Raw genomic sequence first — 22,976 nt, 5'->3', positions numbered from 1 at the left:
TACGCGCACGAACCTCGCGCAAGACCCCGCGCAAAAGCCCCGTCAATCACGAGACATTTTTCCCCGGCCCGTGCATCCGGCGCGCCGGCTCACACCGATAAGGACCTGCGACATGCACAGAGACACTGTATTTGATCTGATCGGAGTCGGCTTCGGGCCGTCGAATCTGGCGCTTGCCGTGCGCCTTGCCGAAGAGGCGGGCGTATCGAACCTCGCGCATTGCTTTATCGAGCGGCAACCGGAGTTCGGCTGGCATCGCGGCATGCTGCTCGACGACTGCCGGATGCAGATTTCCTTCCTCAAGGATCTCGTCACGCTGCGCGATCCGAAGAGCCGCTTCACCTTCATCAACTACCTGTTTGAACGGGGGCGTCTGGCCGATTTCGTCAATCTGAAGAGCTTCTATCCGACGCGGGTCGAGTTCCACGATTACCTCAGCTGGGTCGCCGCGGCCTTCGACGAGCGCGTGCACTACGGCCAGACCGTGATCGGCATCGAGCCGGTCGCGGTGGCGGGCAAGCCGGCCGAAGTTGAAGCGCTGCGCGTGTTCTCGTGCGACGACGAGGGCCGCGAATGGCAGCGTGTGACGCGCGCGCTGTCGGTCGGCATCGGCGGTGGCGCGCAGGTGCCGGAAGCGTTTGCCGCGCTCGGCTCGCACAACATTGTGCATTCGTCGAAGTATCTGGGTTCGATCGACCGTGTGATCGGCGCGGCGGATAGTGGTTCACGCAAACGCGTGGCGGTGATCGGCGCGGGGCAGAGCGCCGCCGAAGTGTTCATCGATCTGACGCGCCGCTTCCCGCACGTCGACGCGAGCCTCGTGATCCGGTCGAGCGCGCTCAAGCCCGCCGACGACAGTCCGTTCGTCAACGAAATCTTCAGCCCGGCCTTTACCGACGTCGTTTATGCGCAGCCGAAAGACGGTCGGCGCTCGCTGATCGAACGCTTTCGCGATACCAACTATGCGGTGGTCGACCGTCCGCTGATCGAGCAGATCTACGAAATGCTCTATTTGCAGAACGTGTCGGCTGAACGGCGCCATCGGCTGCTGGCGAACACCGGCATCGAAACCGCAACGCGCACGGCGAGCGGGCAGATCGAACTTACGCTGCGCGACCGTCTGAGCGGCCACGCTCGCGCTGAACAATTCGATGCGCTCGTGCTCGCGACCGGCTATCGCCGCGACACGCATGTCGCGCTGCTCGAAGGGCTCGCGCCGCAGCTGGGCGAGTCGCTCGCGCAAGGCAATGTCGAACGCGATTACCGGCTCGCTACGCCCGCGAGCTTCAAACCGCGCATTTACCTGCAAGGCTGCTGCGAAGACAGCCACGGGCTTTCCGACACGCTGCTGTCGGTTCTCGCACTGCGCGCGGACGAAATCGTCGCGTCGCTCGCGCAGTGCGGCACACAAGAGCAGATGACCAGCGGGAAGCAACAACAAGAAAACGGGACGAGTGCAGGCCGCATGGCCTTCGCTCTTTGACACAGCGCGGCGGGAAGGCCGCATAAAAACCTGGAGCATCGAGAGATGGAGTGGGCAATCAGCACGCGTCGGCGCGCAATCGCAGCCGCGGCAAGCGTGGCGTTTTACGCGGCGGCAACCGGTCACGCGCAGGCGCAACAAACCGCACCGCGGGCAGGCGACGCACAGCAGCAGAACAATCAGACACAACAGGACGCGGCGCCAGCCAGCACGTTGCCGTCGATCAGCGTCAAGGCATCGGCGGAAAACGAGGGAACCGTGGGCCTCGTCGCACGCCGCAGCAGCACCGGCACCAAGACCGACACCGCGCTGAATGAGATTCCGCAGACGATCAACGTCGTGACCGCCGCGCAGCTCGAGGAAACCGGCGCGACCAGCATCAACGAGGCGCTGCGCTACATTCCGGGTTTTTCGTCGTATGGCGCGGACGTGCGCTCCGACTGGTATTCGGTGCTGCGAGGCTTCACGCCGACCGTGTTCGTCGACGGCCTGCAGGTGCCCAACACGCTGAATCTTTCGAGCTGGCGCGTCGATCCCTACATGATCGACAGCATCACCGTGCTGCGCGGTCCAACTTCGGTGCTCTACGGGCAGGGCGATCCGGGCGCGATCATCGACGTGCAGAGCAAGCTCGCGAATGGCGAACGCATTCGCGAAGTCGCCATGCAACTCGGCGACTATGCGCGCAAGCAACTGGCGTTCGACGTGGGCGACAAGATCGATAAGGACGGCACGCTGTCTTATCGTTTCGTCGGCGTGGGACGTGACGGCAATTCGCAGACCGGGCCGAATCCGGAGCAGCGCGTCGCCATCGCGCCTTCGATCAAGTGGCAGCCGAACGCAAAGACTTCGCTTACCGTCGAGGCCAGCTATCTGCAGGATTGGGGCGACGCGTCGAACAACTTCTTGCCGGCACAGGGCACGATCCTGCCGAATCCGAACGGCAAGATTTCGCCGGATCTGTACACGGGGGACCCGGAGTTTTCTCATTACCGCAAGAAGCAATGGTCGGTCGGATACCAGTTCGAATACAAGCCCGATTCGGTCTGGAGCTTCCGGCAGAACACCCGCCTGATGCATCTTTCGCTCGACCAGGGGCAGGTGTTCGGCGGCGGTCTTGATCCGGCCGACCCGACCGGGGCGTCGCTGCTGCGCTACGTCGGCCTCTACCAGCTGAATTACAGCCGCTTCGACGTCGACAACCAGGCGCTGGCCCGATTCGGCACGGGTCCGCTCGAGCATACGGTGCTGCTCGGTTTCGAATACAACCGGCAGTCCACGACCGATAGCGAGTGGATGGCGACCGGGCCGAGTCTGAACCTGTACAACCCGGTGTATACGCCGATCACCAACGCGATTTTTTCCGGCCCCACGGCGTTCCCGCGCACCGATACGAAGTCGACGCTCAATACGTTCGGCCTGTACGCGCAGGACCAGATCAAGTGGCAGCGCTGGGTGCTGACGCTCGGCGGCCGTCAGGACTGGAGCAACACGAAGCAGAACGACATCGCCGGCGGCACGCAGCTGGAGCAGAACGACCATGCGTTCTCCGGGCGCGTCGGGCTCGTCTATCTGGGCGACTATGGGCTTTCGCCGTATATCAGCTATTCGACGTCGTTCAATCCGCTTGTCGGCGTGAAGATCGCGGGCGGCGGGATCGTCGAGCCGACCAAAGGCAAGCAGATCGAAGCGGGTTTGCGCTGGCAGCCGGCCGGCAAGAATCTGCTGCTGAACGCGGCGGTCTACCAGATCAACCAGACCAACGTCGTGACGCCCGACCTCGCGCTCGATGCGAGCGGCAGCACGTCGGCGCAAATCGGCGAAGTGCGCTCGCGCGGCATCGAGTTGAGCGCGGTGGGCAACGTCACGCGCAACCTGTCGGTGATGGCCGCCTACGTGTACCAGGACGTGAAGATCATCAAGGCCGGCGACGGCACGCTGGGCAAGTGGCCGGTCGATATTCCGCGGCCACGCCAGATGGCCTCGCTGTGGGGCGACTGGACGTGGCACGCCGGGCCGCTCGCGGGCTTCGGCATGGGCGCCGGCATTCGCTATCAGAGCGGCTCGGCGGGCGCCGCCGACAACTCGCTGTACGTCCCGAGCTACACCGTGTACGACGCGGCGATCCACTACGAGATGCGCAACTGGCGCTTCGCGATCAACGGTCAGAACATTTTCAATCGCCGCTTTGTGAGCGGTTGCCAGTCGGCGAACACCTGCTTCTACGGTAATCCGCGCACGGTGATCGCGACGGCGAAGTACGACTGGTAAGCGGCAGGCGTTCGGGCGGGCAGCTGGGTTTCGAGCGCCGTCCGAACGTCCATTGCCATGTTCAACATTGCAACGACTGACCCCTACTCGAACCGACTATGCCGAAGAAAAAACTCGTTTATATCTGGTCTTTGAGAAACGCTGCCGCCGACAAGGCGGGGCAGGACATCGCGTACAAGAGCGGCACGCGCTACATGAAATCGGTGCTCGAATCGCTCGTCGAGGCGCTCGACGAAACTGGTCTCGGCGATCTGTACTCGCTGGAAAAGGTCATCTACGACGACGATGCGGGCTCTGCTCAGGATCGCGAGAAGCTGAAGGAATATGGCTTCTCATACGAGCCGGGCGAACCTGGGAAACCGGGAAAACACTGGTTCTATCCGCCGAATCTGCGTGTGCAAGGCAAGTCCGTCAACGATCTGCTGCTCGCGATTCCCTCGACGTACCGCCGCGAGCCGCCCGGCGCCGCAGGACGCGCGGCCGGCAAGAGCCGTTTCGAAAAGCACCTGCTCGATATGCTGGTCGAGTTGACGGCCGATCTCGTCGTGCTCGATGGGCTGCTGATCATTCTCGACGAGCTGGTGCGGCCGGGCGCGCCGTTCTATCGCAAGATCGTCAATATTCATCCGGGTGTGACGCGCGCGGAGTCGCCGTATAAGCGGCGCGGCGCCTGCGCGACGCTCGATGCGCTTTACGGCGCGCGCGGCAAGAAAGTGGTCGACTGGAAGACGATGGAGACCGTGCCGGTGACGCCGTTATATCTGACGGGCGCGTCGTTTCATTATGTCGACAACGGTATCGACTCCGGCGAAGTGATCCACGACGTGCTGAACACCGAGATCGACAAGGACGACACGATTCTGGAGCTACGCTGGAACAACTTCAACCGCAGCCTGTTTCCGGCCTTGCATGAAGGACTCGCGATGCTGGCGGGTCATGTCGTTCAGGCCGAAGCGTAAGGTGGGCTGTGGTCTTCACGCGCCTTGCGGCGCGTGACTGCATCAACCCCGGCTGGCGCTCGACTCCGATGAATAAGGTGCAGGTATGATCCACTGCCTTGGTATCGACCGACGCTCACCCGGAGCCCCGCACTGAGAAGCGACGGAGTGCGGCGTTGGCCGCGCGCAAACGCAGGGCGGCCGGCAAGCAATTGATTCTGCATATTCTTTGAATTGGGCAGCGTGACGCCTTCCCGCACCAAAGGTGTGTGGAAGGAATCGGTTGAACGGCTGGAGAAAACGGCAATTTCGTGCGAATGTTGATGCATCTGATTCGCATTAACAATTATGTCGTGTTCAAGTCATCTATAAGACATCTGACAAAAGACTAGGGGAGATTCCCTCAAACCCATGCCTGGCAGGCGTCGGCCCGGTTTGGGGCGTCTGCGGCGTATGTTTATCTAGCAGCGCGTACTGGAAAACACGCATATACTCACGTGCGGGCCGTAAAAAGTAGTGCCGTGGGTCGCGCTGCCTTTGCGCCGTTCGTCGCAACCTCGCTGGCTCAGCGCTACAACGCTCTGTCTTTCAATTCACCAAGCAAAGCATTAAACATGTCCACGCCAAAGATCATCTACACCCTTACCGACGAAGCGCCTGCACTGGCGACTTACTCGCTGCTCCCGATCGTCAAGGCTTTCACGCGCTCATCCGACGTGATCGTTGAAACGCGTGATATCTCGCTTGCCGGCCGGATCATCGCTGCATTTCCGGATTACCTGACCGCGGAACAAAAGGGTTCCGACGATCTGGCGGAACTGGGTGGACTCACCACGCGCCCGGAAGCGAACATCATCAAGCTGCCGAACATCAGCGCGTCGGTGCCGCAGCTGAAGGCCGCGATCACCGAACTGCGCGACCAGGGCTACAAGCTGCCGGCCTATCCGGACGAGGCGAAGACCGACGCTGAAAAAGACGTCAAGGCACGCTACGACAAGATCAAGGGCAGCGCGGTGAACCCGGTGCTGCGCGAAGGCAATTCGGATCGCCGCGCGCCGTTGTCGGTGAAGAACTACGCGCGCAAGCACCCGCACAAGATGGGCGCGTGGACCGCGGACTCGAAGTCGCACGTGTCGCACATGAGCGGCGGAGATTTCTACGGCAGCGAAAAGTCGGCGCTGATCGCGGCAGCCGGCAGCGTGAAGATCGAATTGACGGCCGCTGACGGCGCGAAGACGGTCCTGAAAGAAAAAACGGCAGTGCAAGCGGGCGAGATCATCGACGCTTCGGTGCTGAGCAAGAACGCGCTGCGCAGCTTCATCGAAGCCGAGATCAACGACGCGAAGGCGAAGGGCGTGCTGTTCTCGGTGCACCTGAAAGCCACCATGATGAAGGTGTCGGATCCGATCATGTTCGGCCAGGTGGTGTCGGTGTTCTACAAAGACGTGCTAACCAAGCACGCTGAAGCGCTGGCGCAAGCCGGCTTCAACCCGAACAACGGCATCGGCGATCTGTATGCGCGCCTGAAGGACCTGCCGGCCGAAACGCGCGAAGCGATCGAAGCGGACATCAAGGCTCAGTACGAACAGCGTCCGCAACTGGCCATGGTCAACTCGGACAAGGGCATCACGAGCCTGCACGTGCCGAGCGACGTGATCGTCGACGCATCCATGCCGGCCATGATTCGCGAGTCGGGCAAGATGTGGGGCGCGGACGGCGCGCTGCACGACGCCAAGGCCGTGATTCCGGACCGTTGCTATGCAGGCGTCTATCAGGCCGTGATCGAAGACTGCAAGAAAAACGGCGCGTTCGATCCGGTCACGATGGGCACCGTGCCCAACGTCGGCCTGATGGCGCAAGCCGCGGAAGAATACGGTTCACACGACAAGACGTTCCAGATTCCGGCGAACGGCGTGGTTCGCGTGACCGACGAAGCCGGCACGGTTCTGCTCGAGCAGCCGGTCGAAGAGGGCGATATCTGGCGCATGTGCCAGGCCAAGGACGCACCGGTCCAGGACTGGGTCAAGCTCGCGGTGAACCGCGCACGCGCTACCAACACGCCGGCCGTGTTCTGGCTGGACGCGGCTCGCGCGCATGACGCGCAGATCATCAGGAAGGTCGAGCAATACCTGAAGGACCATGACACCAGCGGTCTGGATATCCGCATCATGACGCCGGTCGATGCCACGAAGTTTTCGCTCGAGCGCATCCGCGCCGGCAAGGACACGATCTCGGTCACCGGCAACGTGCTGCGCGACTACCTGACCGACCTGTTCCCGATCATGGAACTGGGCACCAGCGCGAAGATGCTGTCGATCGTTCCGCTGATGGCCGGTGGCGGCATGTTCGAAACCGGCGCGGGCGGTTCGGCGCCGAAGCACGTTCAGCAACTGGTCGAAGAAGGCTTCCTGCGCTGGGACTCGCTCGGCGAATTCCTCGCGCTGGCTGCGTCGCTGGAACACCTGAGCAACGCGTATCACAACCCGAAGGCGGCGATTCTGGCCAGGACGCTGGATCAGGCGACCGGCAAGTTCCTCGATAACGACAAGTCGCCTGCGCGCAAGGTTGGCGGTATCGACAATCGCGGCAGCCACTTCTATCTGGCGATGTACTGGGCCGAGGCGCTCGCTGCGCAGACCGAAGACGCCGCGCTGCAGGCGCAGTTCGCCGGTGTGGCGAAGGCAATGGCCGACAACGAAACGAAGATCCTCGAAGAGTTGGGCGCAGCGCAAGGCAAGCCGGTGGATATCGGCGGCTACTATCGTCCGAGCGTTGAACTGACGAGCAAGGCAATGCGTCCGAGCTCCACGTTGAACAAGATCGTGGACGCGGTTGCGTAAATGGTCGCGTAAAGCACTGAAGTACGCACTGAAGCAAGCAGTGAAGTAAGCGGTAAGCATGACGATGGCGCTCGTGAGCGCCATCGTCGTTTCTACCTGCACGTGGGCGGCGGCCATGCCTGCCGTCACACGTGAACGATTTCCCAATCGCCGATTTTTTCCGGAATTTCGAGCGTCGACGTGTCGACTTCGGACAGATGCGGGCAGGTCAAGCCGCGCGCGAGGTCGTCAGCCGCTTGTTGCGGGCTGGAAAACTCACCGAGCGTTTCGTTGCCGAAGGTTGCCTCCCAACCATCCTGTCCCGGCAAAATGTAGAACGCTCCCTGGGTCGAGCCAAAGCGAAAGCCTTTCATTTTTAGTCTCCCAATTGCCATTAAAAACCGCGACGCCGTGGCGGCTTCCTGCGGGCGGCGGGGGACAGACTCGACAGCGTTTTTGTCCTATCCGTTTCAACTCGACCGCGTGAAGCGCCAACTCATGTGAAAGAGTCTACGTCAGCAGGTCGCGTCGCAAGGGATCGTTAGATGGCTCATTTGTTCAAAAAATACCCTTAAAAAACAATGATTTGTTTGAGTCATTTTGAGATGTGAAACTCGAGGCGACATTGCGGAATGGCGAATTTGTGCCTTGCACCAAGGTTTTTTACAGAGCAACGCGTCATGCCACATCGTGAAATTTTGGGTGGTTGGCGTGACGTAAGCCGGCACGGACTCAAGACGAAGCGGAACCTTGAAATAGCGATCCGCTACGGGTCGTTATCTTTTACACCAGTGATCCGGACACGCCGTTTCTCGATCCATTGCATTGATCTTGCCGGGCGGCACTATGACGTGCGCGGAGCGTTTACCTATACTCCTCTCACTCTGTAAGGCACCCCCACCCACAGTCATACCAACAACACGGAGCCTCACATGCCGATAGCATTGCGAAACGCGGCCTTGGCATTACTGACCTGCTCCATGTTGAGCGCCACCGTCTGCGTACAAGCCGATGCCAGATGCAACTCCGCCAATTGCAATCCTCGCGGCCAACTCCTCGATCGACGCACCACGCTGCGCCTGAGCGCAGCCGCATTCTCGAAACTGCTGGCGTCGACCGCCTCCGGCCAGCAACTCGCTCAAGTCGCCGGCACCCCCGCGTGCAACGTGGAGATCGTGTATTTCCGCTACCGCACCATCGGCGGAGCAGGGGAGCCCGCCACGGCCAGCGCCGCCCTGATGATGCCTGGCGGACGTACGGGGTGTAGCGGCTCGCGCCCGCTCATGCTCTACGCGCACGGCACCACCGCCTATCGCAAATACAACATCGCCGATGTGACGCAAACCGATCCGGGCAACGGGGACGGTGCGTCGGAGGGCATCAGCGTCGCCGCCATGTACGCAGCCCAAGGCTATATCGTGGTGGCCAGCAACTACGCGGGCTATGCCGGCTCCGATCTGCCGTACCACCCCTATCTGAACGCCGACCAGCAATCGGCGGATATGATCGACTCGCTGCGGGCGGCGCGCATCGTCCTGGGTGAATCAAAACCGGAAAGGCCGGAAAAGTCGGAGAGGCGCACGCGGGAAAACGGCAAGCTCTTTATCACCGGCTATTCGCAAGGCGGCTTTGTGGCCATGGCGACGCATCGAGCGCTGCAAGCGGCGGGCGTCAGCGTGACCGCGGCCGCGCCGGGATCGGGACCCTATGCGCTCGCCGCCACCGCCGACGCGCTCGTCGAAGGCGAGGTGAACCTGGGCTCGACGCTGTTCACGACGCTGGTCGTGACGGGCTACCAGCATGCGTACCAGAACATCTATCGCAAGCCCGGCGACTTTTACGAAGCCGCCTACGCGCCCGGCATCGAGAATCTGCTGCCCAGCGTGAAGCCGCTCGATACCCTGTTTGACAAAGGGAAGCTGCCCGCGACGCAACTCTTCAGCAGCGTCCCTCCTGCCCCGCAGTTCGCCGCCATGACGCCGCTGACGGCTCCGCCGCTCGTGCCCGCCGCGCTGACGCCGCTCTTTGCTTCAGGGTTCGGCAGCGCGAACCTCGTGCGCAACGAGTATCGGCTGAGCCTTCTCGAAGACGCATCCGTCAATCCCGATGGCGCCTTCCCCAACGCAACGGTTGCTCTCGCGCCGGCTGCCAATCCGACCCATCCGTTGCGCCAGGCATTCAAGCGAAACGATCTCCGAAACTGGCGTCCGCATTCGCCGGTTCTGCTCTGCGGAGGCCAGTCGGATCCCACGGTGTTCTTCTTCAACGCGCAGATCGAGCAGGCCTACTGGCTGAACGCCAAAGTGTCGGCGGGGCTCACGTCGGTGCTGGATGTCGACTCCCCGGTCTCCGGGCCCAACGACGCCTACGCGCCGATCAAGCAAGGTTTTGCGCTCGCGAAATCGACGCTCGCCAGTCAGGCGGTTGCGGCAGGCGCCACCGACGGCGGCGCCTCGGCGGTGCTGCAGGCCTACCATGGTGACCTCGTCGCGTCGTTCTGCATGGTCGCCGCACGGGCTTTCTTTGCGAACTTCTGAGCGTGCCGCCAACATCCGAACCGCCTGGCAGGCTTCATCGGCCGAATAGCGGCAATCGGCTGGTCTGCGGCGGCGTTCCGAAGCCGACGGACCGGCGCGGTACGCTTTTTGTCGCTGTCACATCGAACCTGCTTTTCGGCTGTTGCCTCCCTATACTTTGAACAAACAAGGCAGCAAGCCAATCAACTGATCATTCATCCGGCTTTCAGATCGATCGGGAGCGAAGACGCGACGATCTGTTCCTTACGGCACAGCGGCACATCGAGTGCGTTGCATCGCAGGAGCGCCAATCTGGAGCGAGACATGAGCCAGTCAGTATCCGCCAGGGCCAAGGCTGGCCATCCCGGCCATCCCGGCGAACCCGCGCCTCACCGGCCGGCGATGCCCGCGCTTGCACTTGCGGCGCTGGGTATCGTGTATGGCGACATCGGGACCAGCCCGCTCTATACGCTGCAGACGGTGTTCGATCCGGCCAGTGGACTCACGCTGAACGCGCTGAACGTGGTCGGCATTGTGTCGTTGATCGTCTGGTCGCTGATTGTCGTCGTCTCGCTCAAGTATGTCGCGCTGATTCTGCGCGCGGACAATCACGGCGAGGGCGGCATCATGGCGCTGCTGGCGCTCGCTGCTTCGTCAGTGGCGACACGGCCACGGCTGCGTCATACGCTGCTGGGCGTCGGCCTCATGGGCGCCGCGCTCTTCTACGGCGACAGCGTAATCACGCCGGCAATCTCGGTGCTGAGCGCGGTCGAAGGTCTGGAGGTCGCCGCGCCGTTTCTGAAGACGTACGTGATACCGGTGACACTGATTGCGCTGGTCACGCTGTTCCTGATGCAGAAGCGCGGCACAGCCGGCATCGGCAAGATCTTCGGACCTGTGATGGTGCTCTGGTTCATCGTGCTTGCCGTGGTGGGCGTCGTCAATATGACGAGGGCGCCGGTGATACTGTATGCGCTCGATCCGTTCACGGGGCTCGCATTCTGTCTGCGTCACCGGTGGCTGGCCTTCGTTGCGTTGGGTGCGGTCGTGTTGTCGCTGACGGGCGCCGAGGCGCTGTATGCCGACATGGGACATTTCGGCGCGAAGCCGATCAGGTTGACGTGGTTCGGCCTGGTGTTCCCGGCGCTCGCGCTGAACTACCTGGGGCAGGGCGCGTTGCTGCTTGCCGATCCGGGGGCGCTGCAGAATCCGTTCTACCGGCTGTTCCCGCAATGGGCGCTGTATCCGATGATCGTGTTGTCGACGATCGCGACCGTCATCGCGTCCCAAGCCGTCATCTCGGGTACGTATTCGATGACGAAGCAGGCGATGCAACTCGGCTTCCTGCCGCGCATGAACGTCGTCTATACGTCGGAAAGGGAGATGGGGCAGATCTACGTACCCGGCATCAACTGGACATTACTTGCTGCCGTCGTGGCCGCGGTGGTCGGCTTCGGCTCATCGACGGCGCTCGGCTCCGCATACGGTATTGCCGTGACCGGCACGATGCTGATCACAACAGCTCTTACGTTCTTCGTCGTGCGCTACGCGTGGCATTACAACTGGCTGCTGTGTGTTTTCGCCACCGTATTTTTCTTCGTCATCGACGCGACGTTCTTCTCCGCGAATCTGCTGAAGCTGATGCAGGGCGGCTGGTTCCCGCTTCTGATCGGGCTGATCATCTACACGATCATGGCGACATGGGGACGCGGCTGGGAGATGATGCGTGCCGAAGCGCGCGTGAGGGCCGGGACGACGCCTCTCCGGCCATTCCTGGCGAAGCTGCTGGCCTGCTCGCCGACGCGGGTCGGCGGTACGGCGATCTTCCTGTCGGCTGATCCTGATGGCGTGCCGCACTCGCTGATAAACAATCTGATGCACAACCGCGTGCTGCACGATCGCGTGGTTTTCGTGACGGTGAATAATGAGGAAATACCATGGGTTCCGGCGAGCGAGCGCGTGACTGTGCACCCGCTCGACTCGGACTGCTACCAGGTCACGATCACCTATGGCTTCATGGATGAGGTCGATCTGCCGCGCGCACTGAAGGCGTCGGGTTTCACCTTCGATCCAGCTGAGACGTCTTATTTCCTCAGCCGGGCGACCGTGGTGCCCACGCGCGACAGCGGCATGGCGATGTGGCGCGAGCGGCTGTTCGCGGTCATGCTGCACAACGTCGGCAACGTCGCAGCCTATTTGAAGCTGCCTGCCAATCGGGTAATCGAGTTGGGCGCACGCGTGGAAATCTGACGCGCCAAGCCTCACGATGCGTGCCCATACGGCCTCTCGAAATGCTCGATGAGCATGCGCAGTCGCGGTCAGTTGCTGGCGTTGATCATGGCCTTCTGCACGGCATGTTCCTGCAAGCCCCACTTCACGAGAATCTTCTGGTACGTGCCGTCGGCGATCAACTGGCTGAGCGCGGTCGTCAGCGCGGTATTGAGCGCCGCGTTACCCTTCGCCATGCCAATGCCGCTGTACTGCGACAGGAACGGCTTGCCGACCGGGGCATACGCGTTCTGCTCCACCGAGTTCTGGTAAGGCAGCGTTTCACCTCCCTGCACCGCGGCATCGATCCGGTTCTGACGCAACTGCATGCGGGCATCGGATGAGCCGTCCGTGCCGACCACCTTGATCGCCGGCTTGCCGGCCTTCACGCAGTGCGCGTCGCTCCACTTCGTAATGTCGTCCGGGAAGGATGTGCGGCGGCTCGCACCCACGGTCTTGCCGCACAGCGCATCCATGTTGGGGAATTCGCCTGCGCGCGCCTTGACGGTGTAGAACTGCGGACCGCTCGCGATGTAGTCGAGGAAATTCACCGCCTCGCGGCGTGACGGCAGGTCCGTCATGCCCGACAGGATCACGTCGACCCGCTTCGTGGCGAGTGCGCTCATCATCTGGTCGAAGCTGCTCTCTTCCCACTGCAGCTTGACGGCGAGCTTCGCAGCGAGTGCTTCGCCGAGATCGACGTCGAAACCCATCAGCTTGTCGGTGGCAGGATCCTTGTATTCGAACGGCGGATAGTTCGGCACGATCGCCGCGACGAGCGTGCTTTTGCCAATCGACGGCGGTGTCTCGGCATGGGCAACCGAAACCTGCAGCGCCGCAGCGCCGACGATGAGCATGACAAGGCTGCGAAAACGGAAAGATGCGTTCATGGGATCTCGCTTGGAAGTGAAGGTTGCACCGGATGCCTGCCGGAACCCGGCGTTATGCTCAGGACAGCACGGCTGAAATGAAATCCTGGGTGCGGCGATGCCGGGGTTGCGACAGGACCTGTTGAGGTGGACCGCTCTCCACCACTTGCCCCTGGTCCATGAAGACCACGCGATTGGCCACTTCGCGTGCGAAGCCGAGTTCGTGCGTCACGACGATCATCGTCATGCCGCTCTTCGCCAGATCGCGCATGACGGCCAGCACTTCGCCGACCAGTTCGGGATCGAGCGCCGAGGTGGGCTCATCGAACAGCATCAGTTGCGGATGCATCGCCAACGCGCGCGCGATCGCCACGCGTTGCTGCTGGCCACCCGAGAGTTCCACCGGGAACGCGTCGCACTTATGCCCGAGCCCTACACGCGTCAGCAAGGTGCGTGCTTCGTCGAGCGCTTCGGCGCGACGGCGTTTGAGCACCTGCACCGGCCCTTCGATCACGTTCTCCAGCGCGGTCTTGTGCGGAAACAGGTTGAAGCGCTGAAACACCATGCTGGTCGCGAGACGCTGCCGTGCGATCTGCTTCTCCGACAACTCGTAGAGCTTGTTGCCGACACGCCGGTAGCCGACCAGTTCGCCGTTGACCCACAACGCGCCGTCGCTGATCGTCTCCAGCTGATTGATACAGCGCAGGAAGGTGCTTTTGCCCGAGCCGGATGGTCCGATTACGCACAGCACGTCGCCTTTGGCGACGTCCAGCGTGATGCCCTGCAGCGCCTTGAATTCGCCATACGACTTGCGCAGATCGACCGCGCGAACGATGGAAGTCATGGTGGGTTTCTCCTTTGTCGTCGCCGGGTTCACTGCCGGCCCGAGGCGCGGCCCGCGCCTCGGGCGTAGTGCCGCTCGACGCGCGACTGCGCGAACGACAGGACCGTCACCACCACCAGATACCAGATGCCCGCCACCATCAGCAGTTCGATCACACGGGCGTTGGCGTAGTAGATGTTCTCAGCGTTATGCAGCATTTCCGCGTACTGGATCACGCTCGCGAGCGAAGTCAACTTGACCATGCCTACCAGTTCGTTGCCGATCGGCGGCACGATCACCCGCATCGCCTGCGGCAGGATCACGCGGCGCAGCGCCTGCAGCCGCGGCATGCCGATCGACTTCGCTGCCTCGTACTGCCCCGTGTCGACCGACAACAGGCCGGCCCGCACCACTTCCGAGGTGTACGCGCCCTGGTTGATGCCAAGACCGAGCAGCGCGGCGAGGAACGGCGTCATCACGTCGACGGTGCGGAACTCGAACAGGCCCGGAATGCCCAGCGCCGGAAACACCAGCGCCAGGTTGAACCACAGCAGCAGCTGCAGGATCACCGGCGTGCCGCGAAACAGCCACACATAAGCCTGCGCGACGGTTTGCAATACCGGATTGGTCGATAGCCGCATGATCGCGGTGATCACACCGAGTACGATGCCGAGCGCCATCGCCAGGATGGTCATCACGATCGTGTTGACCAGACCGGTAAGGATCGAGCGCGCCGTCAGGAAGCGCGCGACGTAGCGCCATTCAATCTGTCCATGTGCAAAAGCGGCGACCACATAGCCCACGATCGCGATGATCGCCGCCGATGCGAGATAACGTCCCCAGTAGCGGCGTCGCACATGCTCCAGATGCGAGATGCCGGTGACGTCGTCCGCGCCCGTTGCTGCCTGGCTGTTCTGCGATGTGCTCAACATGTGGGTCCCCTGTAATCCGCTGCCCAGGCGGCCTGTCGGTCGATGGCCGCACGCAGGCGTGCGATCTGTTCGGCGACGCGCGGCGGCGCGGTCCCGCCAAAGCCGCTGCGCGCTGCAACGGCCGCGTTCAGTGTGACCCGCTCGAGCACGGCCGGCTCGAGGCGGGCGTCTACCGTGGCCAGCGTTTCAGCCGACACGTCAGCGAGTTCGATGCCTTGCACTTCGCAGGCGCACACCAGTGCGCCCGTGATCTCGTGCGCTTCGCTGAACGGTACGCCGCGCAGCGCGAGCCAGTCCGCAACCTCGGTTGCCAGCGTGAAGCCGAGCGGGGCCTGGCGCCGCATTTCGTCGACATTCACGCGCATCGTACGGATCATGCCCGCCATTGCAGGCAACACGAGTTCCAACGTGTCGATGCAGTCGAATGCCGCAATCTTGTCTTCGGCGAGATCGCGGTTGTAGGCAAGCGGCAACGACTTCAGCGTCGCCAGCAGACCACTCAGGTTTCCGATCAGGCGGCCGGCCTTGCCGCGCGTCAATTCGGCAATGTCGGAGTTCTTCTTTTGCGGCATGATCGAACTGCCGGTTGCATAGCCATCGTCGAGTTCGACCCAGGCGAACTGGCGGGACGTCCACAGGATCACTTCCTCGGACAGTCGCGACAGGTTCACAGCCAGCATGCTCGCGATGAACACGAATTCGGCGACATGGTCGCGTGACGCAACCGCATCGATCGAATTTTCACACGGCGCGTCATACGCCAACTCCTCGGCGGAGAGTTCCGGCTGCAGGCAGATCGCCGAACCCGCCAGTGCGGCGGCGCCCAGCGGCGAGCGCGCACTGCGGCGGTCCCAGTCCAGCAGACGGTCCACGTCACGATAGATGGCTTGTGCATGCGCGAGTAACTGATGCGCGAACACGATGGGCTGAGCCGGCTGCAAGTGGGTAAAACCCGCGGTCACGGTTTGCACATGCGTCTGCGCCTGTTCGACGAGTGCGTTCTGAAGACCGATCACACCCAGAGCAAGTTGGCGCGCCTTGTCACGCAGATAAAGACGCAGATCGTTCGCCGCCTGGTCGTTGCGCGAACGTCCCGCTCGCAACTTGCCGCCGACCGTGTTCAGACGCTCCGTTAACGCGCGCTCGAGAAACGTGTGCACATCTTCGTCGGCCAGCGACGGGGCGATCTCGCCCGCGAGAAACTCAGCTTCGATTTGCGTCAGCGCATTCAGAAGCTGCTGCAGTTCGTCATCGTTCAGGATTCCCGCGCGACGCAGTTCATGCGCATGGGCGCGGGATCCGGCGAGATCGTAGGGTGCGAGGCGAAAGAAGCTTGGGTCGGATCTCGACAAGGCCTCCAATGCGGCTGAGGGACCGGACTTGAAGCGGCCACCCCACAAGCGCTCGATTGGTTCAGAAATGCTCATTGCCGGATGCCTTGCGTAGTTGGGTTATATGAACTCTACGTGTTCAATTTTTCTTCTTGTAGCGAGAATTAAATTCTGATGAAATGAAATTTTTCTCAGCATCTCGTCACGTCCCATGAGAGATCGCCTTCCGCTGCTCAACCCACTCCGGGCCTTCGAGGCGGCGGCACGGCGCGGCAGCGTGTCGGGCGCGGCGCAGGAATTGAACGTCACGGCAAGTGCTGTCAGTCACCAGATCCGCATTCTCGAGGGCACGCTTGGGGTGGCGCTATTCGTCAGGTCGAAGGCGCGCGTCAAGCTGACCCGGGAGGGCGAAGCGCTGTTGCATCCTGTCAAAGGCGCGTTCGACATGATCGCGAGTGCGGTGGTCAAACTGGGTTCGCCCGCCATGGCCGGCGATCTCGTTGTTTCGACGCCGCTGCTGTTCACCTCGCGCTGGCTTGCGCGGCATATCGGCGAGTTTCTCGACCACTATCCGGGGATCAAACTCAAGGTGATCCCGTCCAACGATGACCGCGAGGTCTATGCTCCCGATGTCGACGTTTGTGTGCGTTATGGCGAGGGCCGTTGGCGCGACCGCCGTGTGACGCTCATCACCCATCCGGCGCTGTTCCCCGTCGTCAGCCCGGCGCTGATGAACGGGCCCGACGCAATCCGCAAGGTCGGGGATCTCGCTGGCAAGACATTGTTCTGCGAACACTCGGGATCGTGGATGCGATGGCTCGCGCAAGCGTCGGCCGACAAGCTCGAGGGTCTGCGGATTCTGGAAATCGGCAACGCGCACATCGGCATCGAAGCTGCCGTGCGCGGTCAGGGTGTCGCGCTGGGCGACAGTTTCTCGGTGCGGGACGATCTGGTCGACGGCACGTTGATTCGCCCGTTCAACATCACGGTGCCCTCGCGGCACGCCTATTATCTGGTGTCCCGTCACGAACTCGCGGACACTCCGCTCGTGTCCGCGTTCGCGTTGTGGCTGGACGCGAAGCTCGGCTAAGTTGGCCGCTTTGAACTGAGCCGATCCGCACAACAATAAAGGACGAGTTTCATGCTCACTTATTCATCCGTGGTTTCCTGCTGCATGACATCGTTGATCTCTATCAAGTGCTCGGCGCGCCCTTCGTCTGGCGATACAACGGTATCGGCATCGCCAAAGGGAATATCGCCTTGATCAAGACGGTTTCAAATGCGGTCAACCAGATGATTGCCGATGGCCGCTACGCAGCACTGCTCCCGCAATGGGGGATTAAAGATTTCGGCATCAAAAAAGTGACGCTGAACGCCGAAGAATAATCCTTCATCGGTGCGTGGCATCGCGGGCCATCTCGGCGCTTTACTCACACTTGTCGCTGACAGCGGAGGAGGTGGCGGCGTCGTTGAATGTCTGGGTGCGCGGCACGCGCCGTCGTTGCCTTCGGCCGTGCCGTTTCCGCCAGCACCTAGTGCATGGCCATTTTGAATTCTTCGAGCCCCAGCTTGATGGGCTCCGCGGGCTTGAAGGATTGTTTGAGTTCCGCCACCTTCAATATCTCGAGCTGCGCGTCTTCGAACGCGATGAGAAGATCTGTCCGCCGCCTGCTCGCGGCCCCGCAATATCTGATCAGCGCCTCAGCGCTCACTTCGAAGATCTGCGCGCGATCGTCAAAACAGACACGAAAGGCCACGGTTGCGCATTCCGTGACACAGGGCCTGAACCCCTCATCGACATAGACCGACATGGCGATCTCCCAGCACACGCCTGAACTGACAGGATGACGGAGCATCAATTTCAGGTATGTGGGAAAACCCGCATTACTCGCGAAGTGGATATTCAGCGCTTGCTGGGGAATACGCTGAAGCGCTCGCCGCGCGATTTGCGTGCCGCGCGACGAGCATGAGAACTTTCGACCACTTTGTGCTTATTGGACACTGCATCCTCGAACGGCAATGTGAGTTATAAATAGAGAGTGCATTTGAAATCTCGTTCTCTCTTAATGACGAGATGCCACCTGAGAAGATCGCTACGTCGCGCCACACCTGGTTCGACGTTCCGTACCTTTCAGAATGGCTTCGCTACCTCGTGAGGCAGCGAGGCGACACGATTAGCGTGAGCGTCGCGTTAGCACAGCGTCTGCGCACACCAATTGGAGTCACTCGGAGTCACTCCTTTCGGGGTCGAAATCGCAAAGTTCGTGTGCATCCAATCTTCCGATCATCATGAGAAAGCCGAAATCTTTGCGACGCGGCAAAGTAATAGAAAGAATTCTGCTATTTGGAGGAACGCGACTATTTCGTTTGTGATCAACCCGCCATTCCGGGTACGATTTACCCCGGTTGCGGCGGTAAGCGTGAAGAATTTTCCGGATGGCTGCTAATGGCAGTCCTGCCCGGTCGAACGTTTGTCCGGCGCGTGGCGGTAGGTTTTGAACAGCGATGGGTGTCGCAGTTAGATCGTCTCAATCGTTCGTTAAACGTGGCGTGGCGCGCGGATCGGCTTCGCGCGCAAAGGCGGCGCTTGTACATTGGCTCGCCGCGTTTAACCAAACGTTACCCCTGGCGGTTTAATCGAGCTTTCAAACTGAACGAAGAAGTCACTAGAAAAATTTTTGCTTTGAGGGCTGCGAAATTCAACGCGCTTTGTCTATGCGCACTGACTCATTCGAAACATCCAAAAACGACCATTTGGATTTTTTATCGAGACTTTTTCGACAGTGGACTAAATTCGCAATGATAAAACGACGTCAATTTCTTGGTTGCCTGACGGCTCTCAGCGGAAGTTATCTTTTGAGCGCGTGCGGTGGAAGCTCCGAAGGCGGAAGTAGCAGTAACTCCGGATCCGCCGTCAGTAATGCGACGGCACATGCGAGCACTGCGTCGGCGAGTGGCACGACAATACCGTCGGCGACCTCTATCACCGACAGCACGGGCGCCGTATGGACCTTGGTGCAGGGATCGGTATATCGGAACGGTACCAAAGCGGGGAATACCTACAATGTGACGCTCGTGCTGTGGTACAGCGGGAGTATTTATCACGAAGGCACCGGAGGTCAGTTCTATTCATGGAACGGCTCCACATGGACCGCCTGCAACGATCCGCGCCTGGGCGGCACTTCTGCCGACGGTACGACGATTCCTTCAGCGCCGTACATTATCGACAAGACGGGTGCGATATGGACTCTCGTCAACGGTGTCATTTATAAGAACGGGGCAACCGTAGGCAACACGTACAACGTATCGCTTGTCCTCTGGTACGGCGGCAAGATCTGGCATAGCGGCACAGGCGGCCAGTTCTACGTGAACGCGGAGGTTGCCGCGCAATGGCTGCCGTGCAACGATCCCCGCATTGCCACGGCCGCGATAGCGGGCACCTTCTACGGGATGAACGGACATTACGACTACGCGTACACGCCTGGGCAACTCGTCTCGATCCTGAAGGGTCTAGGCTGTACGAGCTACCGCGTCGGCTGCAGCGACGACCCGAATCAGTTGAGTGCCGTGGTGAAACTGGCGCAAGCATTCCAGTCAGCCGGGCTCACGCTGCTTGTGCTGGTCAATCAAGGCGTCTACGACACCAACGGAAGCCTCCTGAATGGCGAGTCTGCCGCTTACAACCGTGGTTTCGCGGCCGGCATGGCGGTTGCCAACGCTCTGAAGCCATACGGCGTCACAATTTACGAATGCGGAAATGAGTTGACACGGCAAAACGCCACGATTCTGGACTTTACCAACGCAGGTACGAAGGCCGTCGATTTCAACAATGCGAACTGGCCGGTCATGCGTGGCGTGATGCGCGGCATGATCGACGGGGTGAAATCAGTCCAGGCCTCCGCAAAGTGCGGCATCAACTTTTGCGTGGCGGATGTTGGCGCGGCTGACGCGTTGTGGGACGGCATGCAGCCCGATGGAAGCGGGGGCTATCCCAAGGTGCGCTGGGACATCACTACCTGGCACAATTACGAAGTGTACGGAGACATTTTCAACATCGGTTCCGATGGGTCGGGTCCCGGCTTTGATTTGCCTACCTATTGCAAGGCAAGATACGGTGTGCCCTTTATCATTTCGGAGTGGAACACGGGCCCTGAGCAAACCCAGACCTATCGGGCGAATTACATCACCACAAAACTGGGCGAGTTCTATCAGGCAAGAAAGACGCACAACATCCAGTCGGTGATGTACTACGTGCTGGATAGCGGAGACAATACGTTCGGCATTATGAACAACGGTGTCGCACTGAATCCGCCATACAGTGCATTTTCGAGCTTCGTAGCGGGCTATCCTGACAATTAACCCGCCCCGCATTTGTAGCGCAAGATAGACCTGCTCCTGACTCGCCTTGCTAGTCGGGAGCAGGTCGCATGTCCTTGCACGGTCGCGGACCCGTCCAACGTGGTGCTATTAGCCTCGAGTTCAGGTCAGAAGTCTGCCCCATTCGTAGTCGACGCGGTCGGGGGAAAAAGGCAATACGCCGGCGCCGGGTGTGAACGTCAACTCACCAAAGTAGACCTTGTCATCTGGAGCATATAAGTCGACGCGGACATAGTCGAAGTCTTCGCATAGAGTGGCTGCCGCAGCCAACACCGACTCGAGGTTCTTTGGGCGAGGGGGCGGCGTTGCGCTGCGCTTGTAGTGGCCGATGGCTACGTCAAGATGATTCCAATCAACGTCGTACACATCGCCGCTGGTATCGCCCCCGAATCTATCCGAGATCACCAGAATATAGATGAGCGGTCGTCCCGCTCTGCCGCCGAAGCAATGCACTTTGTAGTCTGCGGGAATCTGGCCACGTTGGTCCAGAAGAAGGTGTTCAAAGAAGATGCGCGGCTTTATTTTCCGGTAGTGCCTCTCCCGTGCAATCGTGTAAAAGTCGGTGGACAACCATTGTGCTGCCAGATGCTGCAATTTTCCGAAGGAGGTCTCCGACTTGTTTCGAACGACTTCGACAAAACTACTGCCGTGGTTTGCTTTCATCACGAAGGAACCCGGGAGTGCGTCGAAGATCTCGCGTGTGAAAATCCCGGGCGCAGCGAGCAGTGGAATGAGATGCTTCTCGCCAAGCTTCGCCGCAATATATTCTCGCACTGAAAGCTTATCGGCCAATGTGACATAGCGCGGGTCGGGCCTAAGGCTCCGTAGCAGGATCTTCTCGTTGAAGGTGGTGGGACGAATGAGGTTTGGGTAGCGGCCGACGCATTTATGATGCAGCAGACTCAGGAATAGAGCATCTGGTAGCATCGACTTCGCTGCATTCTTGATTCTTCGCGCGACTGACTCAGGTCTTTTTGGTGAGAGATGAAGCTTATCCGGTGAGAACATCCCTTCGTTTGGCGAAATATCTTCGAACAGATCGGCTCGATTTCGTCGTCGGGCGGCCGAGCCGGCGTGTCTGTCGAATTGCGCGGACTTGTTGTTCTTCATTTTTCCATCCATAACTGATGGTCTTGCCAGACTGCATCTAAAGGTTTAGGCGGCTCAGGGTGTTTCCCGCAATATCTCGCTAACGTTCTCCCAACTTTCGTCATGGGGCAGGCTCCGCTCGCCGAGTTCAAAGCGCTGCTGCGCGCGGAATTGCGTAGGCGACATGCCATATCTTTCCTTGAACAGGCGGCCTAGGCGGTTTCCGTCTCCCATTCCACACCGTCTCGCAATCTTGTCGACTGGTAAGTCGGTATTCCTTAGTATTGTGCGAACGACTTCGAAGCGCGTGCGTAGCAGGTACTCGAGTGGTGTCATGCCGAACTCGAATTTAAAGCGGCGTTGAAAATTGCGCTTGCTCATCGCAGCGGATTCCGCTGCTAGAGCAACCGAAATGGGGTTGCTGTAGTTCTCCTTGATCCATCGCGCCGACTCGCGGATCTTCTCGGTTGTCGTAACGACGCTTGCATCGTCAAACTCAGGCCCGATGTGCTCGACGAACCTTGTGTGCAGCGCGCGGGCGATCCTTCGAGCGGTATCCGTGCTCAGGTCGCGCTCGATCTGTGCAAGAACCACGTCGGTGGGTGTCGTGCCGCGATTCGGCGTTCCACCGAAACAGTCGTCAAAGAGAAAAATCGGCACGGTTGATTGCCGCGGGTTCCTGCAGACGACCGCCAGATTTTTCGCTCCTTGCTGCATACCAAACGATGCAATGGAGCCTTGACGTGTAATCCATGAAAGCAGGCTATCGTTCGATTCCGCTGACACCGTCGCGTCGCGGCAAGCCACAAAGAATGCGTGGAATTCGGCCACGCTGTACCGCTCCAGTCGTTGCGTCCAGATAGAAATGCTGGATGAACTAGTTACCAGGCCGCCTTCGTCCGACAACACTGAAAACCTATAGGGAGGCTGCTCGCCTCCTGTCATCCCAAACTGGTTAGCGAGGCGGAAGGCATCTCCGATCGCTCCTGTGGTAGTCAATGAGCATTCCTGAAAAACTAGAAGTCCAATGTGTTTCATAACATTCAGTCCCGCTTGGTGCATCTTTGATGCAGGGCGTAGAAAAACGAGTGAAAGCAGTCACTTAGTTATGCAAATGGATGCATCACACTACGTAGCAAGCTTATCGTATCGAAACGAGTCGCGCGACCTGTCCGGTTTCGGGGAGCATTGGCGTAATTGTCAGAATGAATGAAACTATTACCTCTAATTAAACTGAGGAATCTTCGCGTGTTGCTCAAT

The 22,976-nt window shown here is 60.4% G+C and carries 18 protein-coding genes; 10 read left to right on the top strand and 8 right to left on the bottom strand.

From position 1 onward, the window contains the following. The first annotated feature begins 112 nt into the window (after positions 1 to 112). The 4 genes from AC07WT_RS35465 (at position 113) to AC07WT_RS35450 (ending at position 7,532) form a co-directional block, all read left to right on the top strand. On the top strand, positions 113 to 1,483 hold the full coding sequence (locus AC07WT_RS35465) for a lysine N(6)-hydroxylase/L-ornithine N(5)-oxygenase family protein (RefSeq protein ID WP_494950563.1): 1,371 nt from the start codon (positions 113 to 115) through the stop codon (positions 1,481 to 1,483). 45 nt (positions 1,484 to 1,528) lie between these two features. After that, positions 1,529 to 3,754 carry a TonB-dependent siderophore receptor gene (locus tag AC07WT_RS35460; RefSeq protein WP_494950562.1) on the top strand — a complete coding sequence of 742 codons (2,226 nt, stop codon included), beginning with the start codon at positions 1,529 to 1,531 and terminating at the stop codon, positions 3,752 to 3,754. Between the two features lie 98 nt (positions 3,755 to 3,852). Further along, complete coding sequence (locus tag AC07WT_RS35455) at positions 3,853 to 4,713, top strand: N(5)-hydroxyornithine transformylase PvdF (RefSeq protein ID WP_494950561.1); 861 nt, start codon at positions 3,853 to 3,855, stop codon at positions 4,711 to 4,713. A gap of 593 nt (positions 4,714 to 5,306) precedes the next feature. Further along, positions 5,307 to 7,532 (top strand): NADP-dependent isocitrate dehydrogenase, encoded by a 2,226-nt coding sequence (locus AC07WT_RS35450; protein WP_494950560.1) that lies wholly within the window; start codon positions 5,307 to 5,309, stop codon positions 7,530 to 7,532. 125 nt (positions 7,533 to 7,657) lie between these two features. Here AC07WT_RS35450 and AC07WT_RS35445 read toward each other — a convergent pair whose 3' ends face one another. Beyond that, on the bottom strand, positions 7,658 to 7,885 hold the full coding sequence (locus tag AC07WT_RS35445; protein ID WP_492594917.1) for a hypothetical protein: 228 nt from the start codon (positions 7,883 to 7,885) through the stop codon (positions 7,658 to 7,660). Positions 7,886 to 8,443: 558 nt separating this feature from the next. On the opposite strand from AC07WT_RS35445, the gene AC07WT_RS35440 reads away from it, so the two are divergent. Continuing rightward, positions 8,444 to 10,048 (top strand): alpha/beta hydrolase family protein, encoded by a 1,605-nt coding sequence (locus AC07WT_RS35440; RefSeq protein ID WP_494950559.1) that lies wholly within the window; start codon positions 8,444 to 8,446, stop codon positions 10,046 to 10,048. Between the two features lie 303 nt (positions 10,049 to 10,351). Then, positions 10,352 to 12,277 carry a potassium transporter Kup gene (locus AC07WT_RS35435; RefSeq protein ID WP_494950558.1) on the top strand — a complete coding sequence of 642 codons (1,926 nt, stop codon included), beginning with the start codon at positions 10,352 to 10,354 and terminating at the stop codon, positions 12,275 to 12,277. Positions 12,278 to 12,345: 68 nt separating this feature from the next. On the opposite strand, the gene AC07WT_RS35430 is transcribed toward AC07WT_RS35435, so the two are convergent. From AC07WT_RS35430 to argH, 4 genes are read right to left on the bottom strand one after another with little or no spacing between them, the layout of a single operon-like run. Then, positions 12,346 to 13,185 carry an ABC transporter substrate-binding protein gene (locus AC07WT_RS35430; RefSeq protein ID WP_494950557.1) on the bottom strand — a complete coding sequence of 280 codons (840 nt, stop codon included), beginning with the start codon at positions 13,183 to 13,185 and terminating at the stop codon, positions 12,346 to 12,348. Between the two features lie 58 nt (positions 13,186 to 13,243). After that, positions 13,244 to 14,008 carry an amino acid ABC transporter ATP-binding protein gene (locus AC07WT_RS35425; RefSeq protein WP_494950556.1) on the bottom strand — a complete coding sequence of 255 codons (765 nt, stop codon included), beginning with the start codon at positions 14,006 to 14,008 and terminating at the stop codon, positions 13,244 to 13,246. 29 nt (positions 14,009 to 14,037) lie between these two features. After that, positions 14,038 to 14,919 (bottom strand): amino acid ABC transporter permease, encoded by an 882-nt coding sequence (locus tag AC07WT_RS35420; RefSeq protein WP_492594922.1) that lies wholly within the window; start codon positions 14,917 to 14,919, stop codon positions 14,038 to 14,040. Continuing rightward, positions 14,913 to 16,346, bottom strand: a complete 1,434-nt coding sequence (gene argH / locus AC07WT_RS35415; RefSeq protein ID WP_494950555.1) for an argininosuccinate lyase — start codon at positions 16,344 to 16,346, stop codon at positions 14,913 to 14,915. Before argH ends, AC07WT_RS35420 begins: the two co-directional genes overlap by 7 nt. Before the next feature lie 115 nt (positions 16,347 to 16,461). On the opposite strand from argH, the gene AC07WT_RS35410 reads away from it, so the two are divergent. Together AC07WT_RS35410 and AC07WT_RS35405 are read left to right on the top strand one after the other, a co-directional pair. Next, positions 16,462 to 17,340 (top strand): LysR substrate-binding domain-containing protein, encoded by an 879-nt coding sequence (locus AC07WT_RS35410; protein ID WP_494950554.1) that lies wholly within the window; start codon positions 16,462 to 16,464, stop codon positions 17,338 to 17,340. A gap of 107 nt (positions 17,341 to 17,447) precedes the next feature. Then, positions 17,448 to 17,636 carry a hypothetical protein gene (locus AC07WT_RS35405; RefSeq protein ID WP_494950553.1) on the top strand — a complete coding sequence of 63 codons (189 nt, stop codon included), beginning with the start codon at positions 17,448 to 17,450 and terminating at the stop codon, positions 17,634 to 17,636. A 146-nt stretch (positions 17,637 to 17,782) separates the two neighbouring features. On the opposite strand, the gene AC07WT_RS35400 is transcribed toward AC07WT_RS35405, so the two are convergent. Then, positions 17,783 to 18,061, bottom strand: coding sequence for a DUF1488 family protein (locus AC07WT_RS35400; RefSeq protein WP_494950552.1), 279 nt, complete (start codon positions 18,059 to 18,061; stop codon positions 17,783 to 17,785). Between the two features lie 533 nt (positions 18,062 to 18,594). Here AC07WT_RS35400 and AC07WT_RS35395 point away from each other — a divergent pair. Together AC07WT_RS35395 and AC07WT_RS35390 are read left to right on the top strand one after the other, a co-directional pair. Further along, complete coding sequence (locus tag AC07WT_RS35395; RefSeq protein WP_494950551.1) at positions 18,595 to 19,053, top strand: hypothetical protein; 459 nt, start codon at positions 18,595 to 18,597, stop codon at positions 19,051 to 19,053. Next, positions 19,050 to 20,609, top strand: a complete 1,560-nt coding sequence (locus AC07WT_RS35390) for a hypothetical protein (protein ID WP_494950550.1) — start codon at positions 19,050 to 19,052, stop codon at positions 20,607 to 20,609. The genes AC07WT_RS35395 and AC07WT_RS35390 overlap by 4 nt, the downstream gene beginning before the upstream one ends. A 120-nt stretch (positions 20,610 to 20,729) precedes the next feature. Here AC07WT_RS35390 and AC07WT_RS35385 read toward each other — a convergent pair whose 3' ends face one another. After that, positions 20,730 to 21,635 carry an ATP-grasp fold amidoligase family protein gene (locus AC07WT_RS35385; protein WP_494951125.1) on the bottom strand — a complete coding sequence of 302 codons (906 nt, stop codon included), beginning with the start codon at positions 21,633 to 21,635 and terminating at the stop codon, positions 20,730 to 20,732. 156 nt (positions 21,636 to 21,791) lie between these two features. Then, positions 21,792 to 22,715 (bottom strand): helix-turn-helix domain-containing protein, encoded by a 924-nt coding sequence (locus AC07WT_RS35380; RefSeq protein WP_494950549.1) that lies wholly within the window; start codon positions 22,713 to 22,715, stop codon positions 21,792 to 21,794. Between the last annotated feature and the right edge of the window lie 261 nt (positions 22,716 to 22,976).

The sequence above is a fragment of the Paraburkholderia sp. GW821-FHT02A12 genome, assembly GCF_059422005.1.
Note: the sequence above shows the minus strand (reverse complement) of the source record. Positions and strands in the feature narration are given on the sequence as shown.